This is a genomic window from Achromobacter veterisilvae (genome assembly GCF_037619525.1).
Classification (GTDB): Bacteria; Pseudomonadota; Gammaproteobacteria; order Burkholderiales; family Burkholderiaceae_B; genus Achromobacter; species Achromobacter veterisilvae.
Genome location: NZ_CP148753.1, coordinates 5,795,960 through 5,811,142, shown reverse-complemented (window position 1 = coordinate 5,811,142; position 15,183 = coordinate 5,795,960). Strand labels below are relative to the sequence as shown.

The 15,183-nt window shown below is 66.0% G+C and carries 14 protein-coding genes; 7 read left to right on the top strand and 7 right to left on the bottom strand.

Annotated elements, in window-relative coordinates; translation table 11 throughout:
* Window positions 1-17 precede the first annotated feature (17 nt).
* The 4 genes from WHX56_RS27045 to WHX56_RS27030 all read right to left on the bottom strand — a co-directional run bounded on the left by WHX56_RS27045 (window position 18) and on the right by WHX56_RS27030 (window position 4,697).
* Window positions 18-722: an ABC transporter ATP-binding protein gene (locus WHX56_RS27045; RefSeq protein ID WP_338879480.1), complete on the bottom strand. Its 705-nt coding sequence runs from the start codon at window positions 720-722 to the stop codon at window positions 18-20.
* Window positions 715-2,496 (bottom strand): ABC transporter permease subunit, encoded by a 1,782-nt coding sequence (locus tag WHX56_RS27040; protein WP_129241625.1) that lies wholly within the window; start codon window positions 2,494-2,496, stop codon window positions 715-717. The genes WHX56_RS27045 and WHX56_RS27040 overlap by 8 nt, the downstream gene beginning before the upstream one ends.
* A 22-nt stretch (window positions 2,497-2,518) precedes the next feature.
* Entirely contained in the window at window positions 2,519-3,385 is an 867-nt protein-coding gene (locus WHX56_RS27035) for a branched-chain amino acid ABC transporter permease (RefSeq protein ID WP_129241624.1), read from the bottom strand.
* A 112-nt stretch (window positions 3,386-3,497) separates the two neighbouring features.
* Window positions 3,498-4,697 (bottom strand): ABC transporter substrate-binding protein, encoded by a 1,200-nt coding sequence (locus WHX56_RS27030; protein WP_287755185.1) that lies wholly within the window; start codon window positions 4,695-4,697, stop codon window positions 3,498-3,500.
* A gap of 329 nt (window positions 4,698-5,026) precedes the next feature.
* Between WHX56_RS27030 and WHX56_RS27025 the strand changes: the two genes are divergently transcribed.
* Genes WHX56_RS27025 through WHX56_RS27015 form a run of 3 tightly spaced genes read left to right on the top strand, consistent with a single transcriptional unit; the run spans window position 5,027 to window position 7,693 of the window.
* Window positions 5,027-5,809, top strand: a complete 783-nt coding sequence (locus WHX56_RS27025) for an SDR family oxidoreductase (RefSeq protein WP_129241622.1) — start codon at window positions 5,027-5,029, stop codon at window positions 5,807-5,809.
* Complete coding sequence (locus WHX56_RS27020; protein WP_338879479.1) at window positions 5,809-6,765, top strand: 3-hydroxyacyl-CoA dehydrogenase; 957 nt, start codon at window positions 5,809-5,811, stop codon at window positions 6,763-6,765. Before WHX56_RS27025 ends, WHX56_RS27020 begins: the two co-directional genes overlap by 1 nt.
* Complete coding sequence (locus WHX56_RS27015; RefSeq protein WP_338879478.1) at window positions 6,758-7,693, top strand: 3-keto-5-aminohexanoate cleavage protein; 936 nt, start codon at window positions 6,758-6,760, stop codon at window positions 7,691-7,693. Before WHX56_RS27020 ends, WHX56_RS27015 begins: the two co-directional genes overlap by 8 nt.
* A 44-nt stretch (window positions 7,694-7,737) precedes the next feature.
* Here WHX56_RS27015 and WHX56_RS27010 read toward each other — a convergent pair whose 3' ends face one another.
* Both WHX56_RS27010 and WHX56_RS27005 read right to left on the bottom strand, forming a co-directional pair.
* Window positions 7,738-8,808 carry a glycerol dehydrogenase gene (locus WHX56_RS27010; protein WP_338879477.1) on the bottom strand — a complete coding sequence of 357 codons (1,071 nt, stop codon included), beginning with the start codon at window positions 8,806-8,808 and terminating at the stop codon, window positions 7,738-7,740.
* Between the two features lie 9 nt (window positions 8,809-8,817).
* Window positions 8,818-9,522: a GntR family transcriptional regulator gene (locus WHX56_RS27005; protein ID WP_287755190.1), complete on the bottom strand. Its 705-nt coding sequence runs from the start codon at window positions 9,520-9,522 to the stop codon at window positions 8,818-8,820.
* 126 nt (window positions 9,523-9,648) lie between these two features.
* On the opposite strand from WHX56_RS27005, the gene WHX56_RS27000 reads away from it, so the two are divergent.
* From WHX56_RS27000 to WHX56_RS26985, 4 genes are read left to right on the top strand one after another with little or no spacing between them, the layout of a single operon-like run.
* Window positions 9,649-10,506, top strand: coding sequence for a transketolase (locus tag WHX56_RS27000; protein WP_338879476.1), 858 nt, complete (start codon window positions 9,649-9,651; stop codon window positions 10,504-10,506).
* Window positions 10,507-11,493, top strand: coding sequence for a transketolase family protein (locus tag WHX56_RS26995; RefSeq protein WP_338879475.1), 987 nt, complete (start codon window positions 10,507-10,509; stop codon window positions 11,491-11,493). It begins immediately after the preceding gene.
* Window positions 11,494-11,508: 15 nt separating this feature from the next.
* Window positions 11,509-12,312, top strand: coding sequence for a shikimate dehydrogenase (locus WHX56_RS26990; protein ID WP_338879474.1), 804 nt, complete (start codon window positions 11,509-11,511; stop codon window positions 12,310-12,312).
* A gap of 29 nt (window positions 12,313-12,341) precedes the next feature.
* Window positions 12,342-13,937, top strand: coding sequence for a GMC family oxidoreductase (locus WHX56_RS26985; protein WP_338879473.1), 1,596 nt, complete (start codon window positions 12,342-12,344; stop codon window positions 13,935-13,937).
* A gap of 202 nt (window positions 13,938-14,139) precedes the next feature.
* Here WHX56_RS26985 and WHX56_RS26980 read toward each other — a convergent pair whose 3' ends face one another.
* Entirely contained in the window at window positions 14,140-15,153 is a 1,014-nt protein-coding gene (locus WHX56_RS26980; RefSeq protein ID WP_287755196.1) for a proline racemase family protein, read from the bottom strand.
* Window positions 15,154-15,183 lie beyond the last annotated feature (30 nt).

The following is a 15,183-nucleotide window of genomic DNA, read 5'->3' as shown; positions in this document are numbered from 1 at the left end:
AAGGTCGTTCCTTGGATTCAATGGCCCAGATAGGCCTTCTTCACGTGAGGGTCGCTGAGCAGTTCGGCGCCGGTCCCGGTGCGCACGATGGCGCCGTTCTCCAGCACGTAGCCGCGGTCGGCCAGCCGCAGCGTGCGGAACACGTTCTGTTCCACCAGCAGCACCGTCACGCCGTGCGCGGTGACGCCGCGGATGATGTCGAACATCTGCTGCACCAGCAGCGGCGACAGGCCCAGCGAGGGTTCGTCGAACACCAGCAGCCTGGGGTCGGCCATCATGCCGCGCGCGATCGCGACCATCTGCTGTTCGCCGCCCGAGAGCGATCCGGCGTATTGGCCCAGCCGTTCCTTGACGCGGGGGAAAATGCCCAGCACCTCGTCCAGCTTGCGCTGCACGATGGGGCGGGCGGCGCGCTTGTAGGATCCCATCAACAGGTTGTCGCGCACGGTGAAGTGCGGGAACAACTGGCGGCCCTCCGGAATCATGGTGATGCCGGCGTCCACGATGTCGTAGGGCTTGCGGTTGGTGAGGTCTTGGCCTTCGAATTCGACCTTGCCCTCCATGGCGCCGATGACGCCGCAAAGGGTCTTGAGCGTGGTGGTCTTGCCGGCGCCGTTGGCGCCGATCAGCGTGACGATCTCGCCCGCGTGCACCTCGAAGTTCAGGCCGTTCAGCACCTGGCTCTTGCCATAGCCGGCGGACAGGTTCGAAACCTTAAGCATCCTGGTACTCCTTGCCCAAATAGGCCTCGATGACGGCGGGGTTCTCCACCACGTCCTTGGGCGCCCCGCTGACCAGCACCGCGCCTTCGTTCAGCACGATGATGCGGTCCGACAGCGCCATGGTGGCCTGCATCATGTGTTCGATCAGCAGCACCGACACGCCCGAGTCGCGGATGCGGCGGATCATCTGGATGGATTTCTCGATGTCGGTGGGGTTCAGGCCCGCCATCACCTCGTCCAGCAGCAGGATGCGCGGCTTGATCGCCAGCGCGCGGGCGACCTCCAGGCGCTTCATTCCGCCCACCGTCAGGCTGCGCGCCTCGATGTTCAGGGACTTCACCAGGTCGGTCTGTTCGGCGACCTTGAGCGCGATGTGCTCGGCCTCGTCGCGGTCCGACGTGCGGATGAAGGCGCCCAGCATGATGTTCTCGAGCACCGTCAGGCCCGTGAACGGCTTGGCGATCTGGAACGTGCGGCCCAGGCCCTGGTGCGCGAACTCGTCCGGCGTCTTGCAGGTGACCCAGTTGCCCTGCGCGTCCAGCATGGAGATGCCGCCCTTGTCGGGCGACAGGAAGCCCGACAGCAGGTTGAACACCGTGGTCTTGCCCGCGCCGTTCGGCCCGATCATGCCCAGGATCTCGTTCTGGTTCAGCGTCAGCGACACGTCGTCGGTGGCGCGCAGGCCGCCGAAGCTCTTGAACAGTTTTTCCGCCTTCAGCACCGGCTGCTCGGAGCGGACGGCGTTGTGCAGGCGCACTTCGTCCGCCAGCTTGCGCTTGGCGCGGGGCGTTCCCAGATAGGGCAGCCGCGACAGCCAGCGCTCGATGGCGGGGCCGAACGCGCCGGCCAGGCCGCGCGGAATCGTCAGCACCACCGCCACCAGGATCAGGCCGTAGATCAGGCCGTGCATGCCGTTGCCCACGCTACTGAGCCAGCCCCGCGCCAGTTCGGCGATGGGCAGCACCAGGAAAGTGCCGGCGATGGGGCCGGTCACGGTGCCCAGGCCGCCGATCAGGGCGAACATGGCGACCTGGATCGACAGTTCCAGCGAGAACGCGGAGCTGGGATCCACGAAGGTCAGGTAGGTGATGTGGAAGGTGCCGATGATGCTGGTCAGCACGGCCGACACCACGGCGGCGATGATCTTCATGCGAACGGTGTGGATGCCGACCGCCAGCGCGGCGTCCTCGCGTTCCCGGATGGCGATCAGGTAGTGGCCGATGCGCGACTTGCGGATGTACCAGGACGCCCAGGTCACCAGCAGGAACAGGCCGAACGCGATGATCACGTAATTGATCTTTTCGCGGAACACGATCCAGGTCCAGCCGATGTTCAGCGGCAGGCTGATGCCGCTGGAGCCGCCGGTCCAGCTTTCTTCGTGGATGACCAGCAGGCGCACCACTTCAAGAATGGCGATGGTGGCCAGCGCGAAGAAGGGACCGCGCAGCCGCAGGGTGGGGTAGCTGATCAGGATGGCGACCGCCGCCGAGATAACCGCGCCCGCCAGCATGCCGAACCAGGGGGAAATGCCGAAGTTCTGCGTCAGCAGGGTGGCCGTATAGCCGCCGATGCCGTAGAACACCGCGTGGCCTAGGGAAAGCTGGCCCGCGTAGCCGCCGACGATGTTCCAGGCCACCGACAGGGCCGAGAACACGAACAGCAGGACGAAAATGTTGGTCCAGAAAGGCGTGCCCATGACCACCGGCACGAGGAACATCGCGATCAGCAGGATAAGGCTGACGTAGGCTTTGGGATGTCGAAAATCGGGAAACACGTCTCGCTCCTTGTTGCTCTGATCACTCGGTGCCGACGCCAAACAGGCCGTTCGGACGCAGGACAAGGATCAAGAGGAAGATCCCGAAATACACGACCTCTTTCAGGTCGGGGGCGATATAGAAGCCGGCCAGCGTATCGACGATGCCAATGATCATGGACCCGGCCACGGCGCCGTACAGGCTGCCCAGCCCGCCCAGCACGACGATGACGAACGCCGTCAGCACGAAGTACGTGCCCACGGTGGGGAATACCGGGTACTGCGGCGCCAGCAGGCCCGCGGCGATGCCGACGAAGGCCGTGCCCAGGCCGAAGGCGATGGCATAGACGTTGTTGACGTTCACGCCCATCAGGGTGGCGGCGTAGCGGTGCTGCGCGACCGCGCGCAACGCGCGGCCCAGGTAGGTGCGGTGCATGAACAGGTGCAGCAGCGCGGCCAGGCTCAGGCCGACCGCGAAAGTGATGAGCTGCCCCGTCACCATCGTGAACGGGCCCACGTCGATGGCGCTGGTGCCCAGTTCCACCGGCGCGCGGTAGACGTTGGCGCCGAAGATCACCAGGGCGAGATTCAGGAGGATGGTGGACACGCCCACCGTAGCGAAGATCTGGATGTGCTGGTCGGCGTTGAGCAGCGGCTGGATGATGCCTTTCTGCGTCAGCGCGCCCAGCGCGAACAGGATGACGGCGACCGGCACCAGCCCCGCGTACGGGTGGACGCCGAATTGCGCGGCGATCAGATAGACCATGTACATGCCTATCATCAGGAACTCGCCGTGCGCGAAGTTCACGACGCGCACGACGCCGAAGATCAGCGTCAGCCCCAGGCTGATGATGGTGTACGCGCCGCCCAGCAACAGGCCGTTGATGACCAGTTGAATGAATAGTTCCATGTTGCAACCTCTTAGAGCGGGTGGCGGCCCCGGCCCGGCCGTGCTGTCGGCGAGGCCGGGGCGCGCGGACCCCGGGATACGTCAGGCGCCCCCGAGCGCCTGAGCACTGGGCTTATTTCTTGAAAACGGGTTTGCCGAGTGCGAGGTTGCTGGGCGCGATGGTGACGAGCTTGCCGTCCTGCCACTGCATCACATAGAACGTGGATGCGTTGTTCTGGCCGTCTTCGCCGAAATCGAAGGCCCAGCCGTTGGCCGTCTGGCCGGCCGGCTTCTTGTAGGCCAGCACCGCCTCCCGGATCTTGTCCTTGTCCGTGGATTTGGCGTTGCCGATGGCTTCGAAGAAGGCCTTGGCGCCGACGTAGTTGGTCAGGCTGTGGCCCGATTGCGGGTCGCTCTTGTAGGTTGCCTTATAGGCTTCCAGGAACTTGTCCAGGCCCGGCGCGCCGGCCGGATTGATGGAGGACTGGGGGAAGTCCAGGTCGAACACGCCGTTCATGTCGGCGCCCACGGCCTTGGCCGTGTCGGCCAGCGAATAGCCGCCGCCCGCGCCGATGATCACCTTGGGCTTGAAGCCCGCGGCGCGCGCCTGGCTGAAGAACAGGATGGCGTCGTTCTGGTAGGCCGTCTGCAGCACCACGTCGACCTTCGCGCCCTTCAGGCGCAGGATCAGCGAGGACAGGTCGACCGCCTTGGCGGAGTAGGGCAGCACCTCCGCCACGGTATAGCCCAGCTCCTGCGCGCGCTTCTTCTCGGTCGCCGCCACGTCGGTGCCGTAGGGGCCGTCTTCGTGGATGATGCCGATCTTGATGTCCTTGGGGTTCAGGCCCATGCCGGGCGCGATCGTGTCGTGCAGCGCGTTGACCACCGATACGCCGTACAGCGCGGTGTTGGGGTTGCTGCGGAACAGGTACTTGTAGCCGCGCGTGGTGATCTTGTGCGCGGTGGCGCCCAGTTCGAAGTACGGCACGCCGGCCAGTTCCGTGACGGGCGAGGCCGCGTACGAAATGCCGGACGCGTAGCTGCCGAAGACGCCGGCGACGTTGGAGGAGATCAGGCGCTTGGTTTCCGATACCGCCTGCGTCGGGTCGACGGCGTCGGCCTTGATGATTTCGATCTTCTCGCCGTTGACGCCGCCCGCGGCATTGATCTCGTTGACGGCCAGCTCCAGGCCGCGATAGCTCTCCTGGCCCAGGAGCGCGAGAGCGCCGCTGAACGGAAAGAGGGCGCCCACCTTCATGTCGGCCGCCGCGTTGCCGGCCGCCAGCGCGCCGCACACGCCCAGCGCCAAAACAATTTTGTTGAACTTGAACACTGTCTACGCTCCTTTGTCGGTATGGGGATGCGGACTTTTTGTATTGCCCGTCTTTTTTTAAATATATGATATATCTGCCGGCCGGGTAAGAAACCCCGCCTTGGATTCTAGTTGGGGTCGTAACCCACCGAATCGGGGAATTCCCTAAAGCCGCATGAATAAAGACTTAGCGGGCAATAATCAGGGTAAACGACTAGCTCTGGCCTGCCCTTGGGCGATAACTTCCGGTGGACGGAATCATTGCCGAAAGTGCTGGAAGATATCGGTTTTGTTCATATATCGTATATCATCAAACGCGCGCTTTTCAGAAGAATCCAGGAGACAGACGCATGTTCGAGGAAGTGGATTTCGCCGGCAAAAAGGTGCTGATCACCGCCGGCGCAGATGGGCTGGGCCTGGAAATGGCCAAGGTGTTCCACCATGCCGGCGCCACGGTGTTCGTGTGCGACGTGAATGAAGCGCGCCTGGCCGCGCTGCCGGCGGAATTGCCCGGCGTGCATACCGCCGTGGCCGATGTGTCGGACGAGGACAGCGTGGCCGCGCTGTTCGCCGAGGTCCGCCAGAAGCTGGGCGGCCTGGACATCCTCGTCAATAACGCGGGCGTGGCCGGCCCCACCGGGTACGTGGAAACCCTGTCCAAGGCCGATTGGGACCGCACGCTGGCCGTCAACATCACGGGGCAGTTCCTGTGCGCGCGGCAGGCGATCGGCCTGCTCAAGGAATCCCGGGCGGGCGTGATGATCAACCTGTCCTCGGCCGCCGGCCACCTGGGATTCGCCGGGCGTTCGGTGTATTCGGCGTCGAAGTGGGCGGTGATCGGATTCACCAAATCGCTGGCGATCGAACTGGGCGGCTATGGCATCCGGGTCAACGCCATTCTTCCGGGCGCCGTCGAAGGGCCGCGCATCCGCGCGGTGATCGCGGCGAAGGCCGAGACGCTGGGCCGTCCGGTGGAAGAGATCGCGGCGCAGTACGAGAACCAGGCCGTGCTCGGCCGCATGGTCACGGCGCGCGACATCGCCAATATGGTGCTGTTCAATGCCAGCGAGGCCGCCCGCAGCGTGACGGGGCAGGCCATCGTGGTGGACGGCTTCACGCAGAAGCTCTACTGATGGGCGCCGGCGAACCGGCGCGCCGCGCCGCCATCATCGGCACGGGCCTGATCGGCCAGGGCTGGGCCATCGTGTTTGCCCGCAAGGGCTGGGACGTGCGGCTGTACGACGTCAACGCCGCCATGCTGGCCGAGGCCAAAGGACTGATACGGCAACAGTTGAACGAACTGGAAAGCCATGGGCTGCTGACGGGCGCGGACGCCATCATCGAGCGCGTCCACGTCGCCGGCAGCCTGCCGGACGCCTTGAAAGGCGTCAGCTATATCCAGGAAAACTCGCCCGAGAAGCTGGAGATCAAGCGCGCGCTGTTCTCGGAACTGGACGCCGCGGCGGGGCCGCAAGCCATCATCGGCAGCTCCACTTCCAGCATCCCGGCCAGCGAGTTCACGGAACATCTGCCTGGCCGGCATCGCTGCCTGGTGGCGCATCCGGTCAACCCGCCTTACCTGATCCCGGTCGTCGAACTGTGCCCGGCGCCCTGGACCAGCCAGCAGGCGCTGGACGGCGCCCGCGCCGTGATGCTGGACATCGGCCAGAAGCCGGTGCTGCTCAAGCGCGAAATCGAAGGCTTCGTGCTCAACCGCCTGCAGGGCGCCCTGTTGCACGAGGCCTTCCGGCTCGTCAGCGAGGGCATCGCCAGCGCCGAGGAAATCGACGCGACCGTGAAGGACGGCCTGGGGCTGCGCTGGTCGTTCATGGGCCCGTTCGAGACCATAGACCTGAACGCGCCCGGCGGCATTGCCGACTATTGCGCGCGCTACGGCGGCCTGTACCGGTCCATCGGCGCCAGCCAGGGCGAATGCGTCGCCTGGGAGGGCGCGCTGGTGGACGCCCTGTCGGACGAGCGGCGTTCCCTGCTGCCCACGGAAGACCTTGCCAAGCGCCGCTTCTGGCGCGACGAAAAACTGATGCGCCTGATGCGCCACAAGCAAGACAACGGAGACGACAATGGCTAGACCCAAACAGAAAGTCATCATCACCTGCGCCGTGACGGGCGCCATCCACACGCCCAGCATGTCGCCGCACCTGCCGGTCACGGCCGACGAGATCGCGGAAGCGGCCATCGGGGCGGCCCAGGCCGGGGCGGCGGTGCTGCACCTTCACGCGCGGGACCCGGAGACCGGCAAGCCGTCGCAGGACCCGGCGCTGTTCAAGCCGTTCCTGGAGCGGATCAAGAACGAAACGGACGCCATCATCAACATCACCACCGGCGGCAGCCCGCACATGACGGTGGAAGAACGCATGCGCCCGGCCACTACCTTCAAGCCGGAGCTGGCGTCGCTGAACATGGGGTCGATGAATTTCGGCCTGTTCCCCATGCTGGACCGCTTCAAGGAGTTCAAGCACGACTGGGAGCGCGAGCACCTGGAGAACAGCCGGTCGCTGATCTTCCGCAACACCTATCAGGACATCGAATCCATCCTGACGCTGGGCAACGCCAACGGCACGCGCTTCGAGTTCGAGTGCTACGACATCAGCCACCTGTACAACCTGGCGCATTTCGTGGACCGCGGCCTGGTGAAATCGCCGCCCTTCATCCAGTCGGTGTTCGGCATCCTGGGCGGCATCGGCCCGCATCCCGAAGATCTGATGCACATGAAGCGCACGGCGGACCGCCTCTTCGGCGACGAGTACGAATGGTCGATCCTGGGGGCCGGCCGCGCGCAGATGCAACTGGCGACCATAGGCGCCGCCATGGGGTCCAACGTGCGGGTGGGGCTGGAGGATTCGCTGTGGATCGGCCCGGGCCGGATGGCGGAGTCCAATCGCGTCCAGGTGGAACGCATCCGCACGATCCTGGAGGCGCTGAACCTGGAGATCGCCACGCCGGACGAGGCGCGCGCGAAGCTGGGCCTGAAGGGCAGGGACAACGTCGCGTTCTGACGGCCCGGCGGCCAGGCATTTCCGCCTGGCCAGCCGCTGACTGTTCAGGCGTGGCGCCGCAAGGCGGCGGCCAGGGCGCCGGTATCCAGCGCGCGGTCGAAGTTGGCGGCGTGGCGGGCCTTCAGGCTCAGTTCCGCCGCCAGCGCCAGCTCCGCGTCGGACGGCGTGCCGGGGGCGCCCAGTTCGCGCAGGGTGGTGGGCAGTCCCACTTGCGCGTACCACTGCCTCAGGTCGGCCAGCATGCCGTCGGCGCGTTGTTCCAGGTCAAGCTGCACCAGCAGGCCGAGGGCAACTTGCAGGCCATGCGGCGATGTGGCCAGGCCGTCGATCTTGGGCAGCCCGCGCGTCAGCGCATGGGCGATGGACAGGCCGCCGCTTTCGAAACCGAGACCGCTCATGAGGATCATCGCTTCCACCACCCGCTCGAACGCCGGCGTGGGCCGGCCGCTGCCGGCCACCGCGACGGCGTCCGCGCCGTCGGCCAGCAGCGTGCGCAGGCAGCCGTCGGCGATGAATTGCGCGGTCAGCGGGGGCGTGGCGTCGTACATATTCCTGCCGCCGTTGCGCTGGCATTGCTCGGCCTCGAACTTCTTCGAGACCGCGTCGCCCAGGCCGGCGCGGAAGAAATGCGCGGGCGCGGTGGCGATGACGGCGGTGTCCACCAGCACGATCGTGGGGTTGAACAGCATGTGCTCCACCGCCAGGAGGTTGTGATGGGCATCGTAGAGGACGTAGTTCTTGCTGGTCGGCGCGTCGTTGGACGCGACGGTGGGCACGGTGATCAGGTGGCAGTGCGAGGACTTCGCCACCGCCTTGCCCGCGTCCAGCGATTTGCCCCCGCCCACCGCGATCACCATGTCCACGCCGGCCGGCGCGGCTTGCGCGCGCAATTGCGCGATGACCTTGGGCGTCAGGTCGCCCTCGACCGGCAGCGGAACCAGCGCTACCTGGTGCGCGGCGCAAAGCGCTTCGATTCTTGGCCCCAATACGCCGTGGACATAGCTGTCGATGACCAGGGCGGCGCGACGGCCGAACAGGGCGGCGTACTGGCCGAGCGTGTCCAGGGCGCCGGCCCCCTGTATGTAGCGGCAGGGGGCGCCAAAAATCTTCAGCATCGGATCTTCCTATTTGCGGGGCTGCGGAGGGCGGTAGTCGAGCTCTTTTTCACGCTCGACCAGCCAATCGATCATGATCTTGCCGCCCCAGACGAGGTCGGCCTGGATGGCCTGCCTGGCCGCTTCCGAGTCGCGCGCTTCCAGGGCCTGGAGCACCGCCTCGTGGCGGTGCTCGTCCTGCGAGTAGTCCAGCCCCGACGTCTTGACGTGGAACACCTTGAGGATGGGGCCGGTAATCACCCAGAACGATTCCACCGTGTTGCGCAGGATGGGCTTGTTGCTGGCTTCGAGGATGGCGAAGTGGAATTTCCGGTTCAGGTAGCTGGCGCGCTTGGGATCGGTGGCCGTGCAGGAGATGAAATCCCGCTGCAGGGCGTTCAGGTTGTCCAGTTGCTTGCGCGTGATGTTCTGGGCGGCCTCGGCCGCGCCCATGCCTTCCAGGTGGAAGCGGATCTGCTGGATCTCGCGCAGTTTTTCCGAATTGACGTAGGGCACGTAGACGGCGGTGGCCGCCTGCATTTCCAGGCCCTGCTCGCTGATGAGCCGGAAGATGGCCTCGCGCACGGGCGTGATGGACACCCCCATTTCCTGGGCCAGTTCGCCAATGATGAGGCGCTCTCCGGGTTCGTACTGCCCGTTGATCAGGGCATTGCGGATTTCGTTGTAGACCCTGACGGAGAGGTTCTCTTTTTTTACCGGTTTAAGGCTCGACATAACGGTTGCGGGCTTGCTGTATTGATGGATCGGGTGGATTCGGGATGAATTCTAGCCCGCCATGGCCAATTCAAGCTCAATGGGTATATTATATATCATATATCCTAACAGCAACAGGAGACGCCCATGCGCCAGGAAAGGGAGGCCCCCTCGGAAGAGGAGGTCCGGCTATTGCGGGAAAAGGCCCGCTTCATCCGGTTGGAGACGATCAGGCTGATCGAGATCGCGAAGGTCGGGCACTACAGTTCGGTGTTCTCGTGCGCGGAAATCTTCGCCGCGCTGTACTACGGCGTCATGCGCCTGCGTCCGGGCGAACCGCAATGGCCCGACCGCGACCGCTTCCTCATGGGCAAGGGCCACGCGGCCGTGGGCCTGTTCCCGGTGCTGGCCGACCATGGCTTCATCGAACGGGAACTGCTGGACGGCTACACCCGGCTGGGCAGCCCGCTGGGCGACCACCCGGACATGAGCAAGGTGCCGGGCATCGATTTCAGTTCCGGCTCCATCGGCCACGCGCTGTCCAACGGCGTGGGCATGGCGGTCGGCGGCCGCATGGGCCAGCGCGATTTCAACGTGTTCGTCATGCTGGGCGACGGCGAGATGCAGGAAGGCCAGGTCTGGGAGGCAGCGCTGTTCGCCGCGCACAACCGCCTGTCGCGCCTGATCGCCATCGTCGACCGCAACGGCTATCAGCTCGACGGCAAGGTCGACGACGTCATGGGCGTGGAATCGCTGCGGGAAAAATGGCAGGCTTTCGGCTGGGAAGTGCACGAAGTGGACGGCCACGACCTGCCGGCGCTGACCGCGCTGCTGCGCCGCCTGCGCGCCGACGAGGGGCGCGAAAAGCCGGCCTGCGTGATCGCCAGGACGGTCAAGGGCAAGGGCGTTTCCTTCATGGAGACGGAACCCGGCTGGCACCTGGGTTACCTGGCGCCGCAAGACGCGCAGGGCGCCATCGACGAAATCATGTCCCGCGAGATCTGAATGGCACATTCACAGACGCTTTCCCCCGATTCCTGGCAGTACCGCGCGCTGAACGCGGTGAATCCCGGGCTTTCCTATCTTTCGGACGCGCTGATCGCGTTGGCCGCCGAGGGGCATCCCGTGGTGGCCGGGTCGGCCGACCTGCAATATTCCAACGGGCTGAATCGTTTCGCGCAGGCCTACCCCGACCGCTACATCCAGTTCGGCATTTCCGAGCAGAACATGGTGTCGGCGGCGGCCGGCCTGGCGACGACCGGCATGATGCCGTTCGTCGCGACCTTCGCCTCGTTCCTGGGCCTGCTGTGCTGCGAACAGATCCGCATGGACGTGGCCTACACCAGGCTGCCGGTGCGCCTGATCGGCCACCACACCGGCATCAGCCTGGGTTTCTACGGCACCTCGCACCATGCCACGGAAGACATTTCGACGATGCGCGCGCTGGCCGGCCTGACGGTCGTGTCGCCCGCCGACGGGCCGCAACTGGCGTCCGCCATCAAGGCCTCGGTAGATTGGCCGGAACCCATTTATTTCCGCATCGGCCGCGGCCGCGATCCGCAGGTCTATGAAGACGGCGCGCCCTTCGAGTTCGGCCGCGCCATCGTCCACTCCACCGGCAGCGACCTGAACATCATCGCCTGCGGCATCACCGTGCACGCCGCCCTGGCCGCCGCCGGGCAACTGCGCGCGGAGGGGCTGTCCGTGGGCGTGATCGACATGCCCACCATCAAGCCCCTGGACCGCGATGCCGTGCTGGCGGCCGCGGGCAGCTCGGGCATGCTGATGACGGTGGAAGAGCACAACGTGCTGGGCGGGCTGGGCTCGGCCGTGGCCGAAGTGCTGGCCGACGCGGGCGCCGGCACGCGCCTGCGCCGCCACGGAATCTACGATGAGTACAGCCTGATCGCGCCGCCCACCACGCTGTATGCCCACTACAAACTCGATGCCGCGGGCATCGGCGAAGTCGCCCGCGAACTGCTCAAGGCCTGAACGACGGAGAAAACAATGAAGGAAATCACCGGAAATACCCGCCTGTTCGGCATCCTGGCCGACCCGATCCATCATGTGAAGACGCCGCAGCGCATGAACGAGCATTTCGCCAGGATCGGTTTCGACGGCGTGTGCGTCCCGTTCCACGCCCGGCCGGACGATCTGGCGGCCGTGGTCGAAGGGCTGCGCCGCCTGGAAAACCTGGGCGGCGTCATCGTCACCATCCCGCACAAGACCGCCATCCTGGAATTGGTCGACGACGCGACGCCGGTGGCGCGCAAGATCGGCGCCGCGAACGTGGTGCGCCGCGAGGCGGACGGGCGATTGGTGGCGCACATGCTGGACGGCGAGGGCTTCGTGCGCGGCCTGCAGACGGCCGGCGTGTCCCTGGAAGGCAAAAGCGCCTACCTGGCGGGCGCGGGCGGCGCGGCCAACGCGATCGGCTTCGCGCTGGTCCAGGCCGGCGTGTCGAGGCTGACCATCGCCAACCGCACCGTGGCCAAGGCCGAAGACCTGAAGGCGCGGATCCTGTCCCTGCATCCCGGCGCCGACATCGCCATCGGCACGCCCGACCCCGCGGGGCATGACCTGGTCGTCAACGGCACGTCGCTGGGCATGAAGCCGGACGACGCGCTGCCGCTGGACGCCGGCCGGCTGACGCCGGAACAGTTGGTGTGCGAAGTCATCATGCAGCCGCGCGATACCGCGCTGCTGCTGGCGGCGCAGGCCCGTGGCTGCAAGGTGCACTACGGCGCGCCCATGCTGGCCTGCCAGATCGAACTGATGGCGCAGATGCTGGGCGTGGCGGATGCCGAGTAAGGCCGCGCAGCTATCCGGACTCTAGAAAAATGGGCGACTACGATTTCATCATCGCGGGCGGCGGCACGGCCGGCTGCATCCTGGCCAACCGGCTGAGCGCGGACGGCAAGTACCGCGTGCTGATGCTGGAGGCCGGGCACGAAGCGCGCAGCATGTGGATTTCGATCCCGGCGGGCTTTTCCAAGCTCCTGGTGAACCCGGACTACAACTGGCGTTTCGCCACCGAGCCGGAGGACAACGTGTACGGCCGGACGATAGCCGTGCCCCGGGGCAAGGGCGTCGGCGGGTCGACGCTGATCAACGGCATGATCTACGTGCGCGGCACGCCGCGGGACTATGACGGCTGGGAAGTCGCCGGTGCCACCGGCTGGGGCGCCAGCCAGGCCGAGCGCGTGTTCCGCAAGATCGAATGCTACGAGCGCGGAGGAGAGGGGCGGGGCAAGAACGGCCCCATGCGCCTGGAAGAGGTGGCGGAGCGATTTCCGGTGTCGGACGCGTTCCTGCGCGCCGCGCAGGAAGATGGCCAGCCTTTGAACGCCGACTACAACAGCGGCAGCCAGGAGGGCGTGGGCTACTACCAGGTGCTGCAGCATCGGGGCAGGCGCTGGAGCGTGGTGGACGGATACCTGCGGCCCGCCGCCGGCCGCAAGAACCTGCGCGTGGAATGCGGGGCGCACGTGACGCGGCTGCTCTTCGAGGGCAAGCGCTGCGTGGGCGTGGCGTACCGCAAGAACGGGCGGGAGCATACGGTCCGGGCGGCGCGCGAGACCCTGCTGTGCCTGGGGGCGGTGCAGTCGCCGCAGTTGCTGGAGCTGTCCGGCGTGGGCGATCCGGCGCTGCTGCAATCCTTCGGCATTCCGCTGGTGCATGCGCAGGCGCAGGTGGGCGAGCACTACATCGACCACTTCGCCACGCGCATGAACTGGCGCGTGAAGGGGACGGTGACGCTGAACGAAATGTCGCGCGGCTGGCGGCTGGCGCGGCAAGTGGCGCGCTATTACGCCTGCCGCAAGGGCATCCTGACCTTGGGCACGGGGCTGGTTCACGGCTTCGTGAAAAGCGCGCCGGACCTGCCCGCGCCGGACGTGCAGTTCTTCTTCGTGCATGCCAGCTACGCGAACGCGGCCGAGCGCATCCTGGACCGGCATCCGGGCATGACGATCGGCGTGGCGCAATTGCGGCCCGAATCGGTCGGATCCATCCACATCAAGTCCGCCGATCCGCTTGCCGGGCCGGCGATCCGCCCGAACTTCCTGTCCGCCCAGGTGGACCGCGACAGTCTGGTGGGCGGAATGCGGGCGGCGCGGCGCATCGTCGGCCAGCCGGCCCTGCGGCCCTATGTGGAAGCGGAGGTCAGCCCGGGGGCGGGCGTCGAAAGCGACGACGAATGGCTGGATTTCGCCCGGCGCAACGGCCAGACCATCTACCATCCCATCGGCACCTGCCGCATGGGTTCGGACCCCGCCGCGGTCACCGATGCGCGCCTGCGCGTGAACGGCCTGTCGGGCCTGCGGGTGGTGGACGCGTCGGTCATGCCGAAGATGGTGTCCGGCAACACACAGGCCGCCGTCATGATGGTGGCCGAGCGCGGCGCGGAGATGATCCTGGAGGATGCCGCACGGTAGTGCTTATTCCGGTGTCTGACACCCGTGCGAGATGATGCCAGGTGTCTGACACCCGAGGAGATGGCCCGCACTCTGCTCCGGTGCCGCGTGGGTGTCTGACACCCGGGTACGCCGTTTCAGCTTGATGAGCATCTCGTACGGGTGTCAGACACTGGCATGCCGGCATGTCCGTCGTGCCCGACACCCGGATCGAGCCGAACGTTCAGCGGATCAGGAACCCCGCGCCCACCGGGTCGTTCTTGTCGATGACCCAGCGCGCCGTGCCCAGGATGCTGGCCGTTCCCTTGACAGTGGGGCGCACGGCCCGGGTGCCGTTCAGGTCCACCTCGCCCAGCAGGCAGCCTTCGAATACGCCGCTGCCCAGCAGGCCTTCCGACTTGATCGGCTGGTTCAGGCCCATCTTTCCGCGCGCCTCGAACATGGCCATCATCGCGCTGGTGCCGGTGCCGCCGGGGGAGCGGTCCAGTTGGCCGGCGCTGAAGACGTGCACGTTCTTGTAGAACGCGCCTTCGATGGTCGGCTGGTGCCAGAAGGTGATGAAGTTCAGGTTGTTGATATGCGCCTCGGTCGGATGCTGGATGCGCTGGCGGGCGTTCAACTGGTCGCGCACGATCAGGCCCATGCGGGACAGCTCGGTGCCGTTGTCGGGAGAAATCCGCAGGTCGCAGCCGGACAGGTCGACGATGCCGAAGTAGTTGCCGCCCCAGACGATGTCGGCCGACAGTTTGCCGTAGCCGGGCAGTTCCACGGGAATGTCCTGCGCGGCCACGTACGCCGGCACGTTCTCGAAGCGCGTCCACAGCACGTTGTCGCCTTCGGACGCCACTTCCGACACGACCAGGCCGGCGGTGGTTTCGAAGCGGATCTTGGTAATGCCGTCCTTGCCGCGCGCCACCAGGCCGTGCGCGACCATGGCCATGCTGACGGCGATCGTGCCGTGGCCGCACATGTGCGAGTACTCGGTGCCGTCGATGTAGATCAGGCCGGCGTCGTATTCCGGGCTGGACGGCGGCGTGAGGAACACGCCGAACATATCCTTGTGCCCGCGGGGCTCGCGCATCAAGGCCTTGCGCAGCCAGTCGTAGTTCTGTTCCAGGAACGTCCGCTTTTCCAGGATGGTGGATCCGGGAGGATAGGGAATGCCGCTGTGCACGATGCACAGGGGCTCGCCTTCGGTATGGGTATAGATGACATCGAACGCGTCTTGCTTGCGCATGACTGTGGCTCCAGACAAGTAGGAAAGAGA

Excerpts from the sequence above, each read along its gene's own strand:
- WHX56_RS27045 (WP_338879480.1), bottom strand. The coding sequence starts at position 722 with ATGCTTAAGGTTTCGAACCTGTCCGCCGGCTATGGCAAGAGCCAGGTG.
- WHX56_RS27035 (WP_129241624.1), bottom strand. The coding sequence starts at position 3,385 with ATGGAACTATTCATTCAACTGGTCATCAACGGCCTGTTGCTGGGCGGC.
- WHX56_RS27025 (WP_129241622.1), top strand. The coding sequence starts at position 5,027 with ATGTTCGAGGAAGTGGATTTCGCCGGCAAAAAGGTGCTGATCACCGCC.
- WHX56_RS27020 (WP_338879479.1), top strand. The coding sequence starts at position 5,809 with ATGGGCGCCGGCGAACCGGCGCGCCGCGCCGCCATCATCGGCACGGGC.
- WHX56_RS27015 (WP_338879478.1), top strand. The coding sequence starts at position 6,758 with ATGGCTAGACCCAAACAGAAAGTCATCATCACCTGCGCCGTGACGGGC.
- WHX56_RS27010 (WP_338879477.1), bottom strand. The coding sequence starts at position 8,808 with ATGCTGAAGATTTTTGGCGCCCCCTGCCGCTACATACAGGGGGCCGGC.
- WHX56_RS27005 (WP_287755190.1), bottom strand. The coding sequence starts at position 9,522 with ATGTCGAGCCTTAAACCGGTAAAAAAAGAGAACCTCTCCGTCAGGGTC.
- WHX56_RS27000 (WP_338879476.1), top strand. The coding sequence starts at position 9,649 with ATGCGCCAGGAAAGGGAGGCCCCCTCGGAAGAGGAGGTCCGGCTATTG.
- WHX56_RS26995 (WP_338879475.1), top strand. The coding sequence starts at position 10,507 with ATGGCACATTCACAGACGCTTTCCCCCGATTCCTGGCAGTACCGCGCG.
- WHX56_RS26990 (WP_338879474.1), top strand. The coding sequence starts at position 11,509 with ATGAAGGAAATCACCGGAAATACCCGCCTGTTCGGCATCCTGGCCGAC.
- WHX56_RS26985 (WP_338879473.1), top strand. The coding sequence starts at position 12,342 with ATGGGCGACTACGATTTCATCATCGCGGGCGGCGGCACGGCCGGCTGC.
- WHX56_RS26980 (WP_287755196.1), bottom strand. The coding sequence starts at position 15,153 with ATGCGCAAGCAAGACGCGTTCGATGTCATCTATACCCATACCGAAGGC.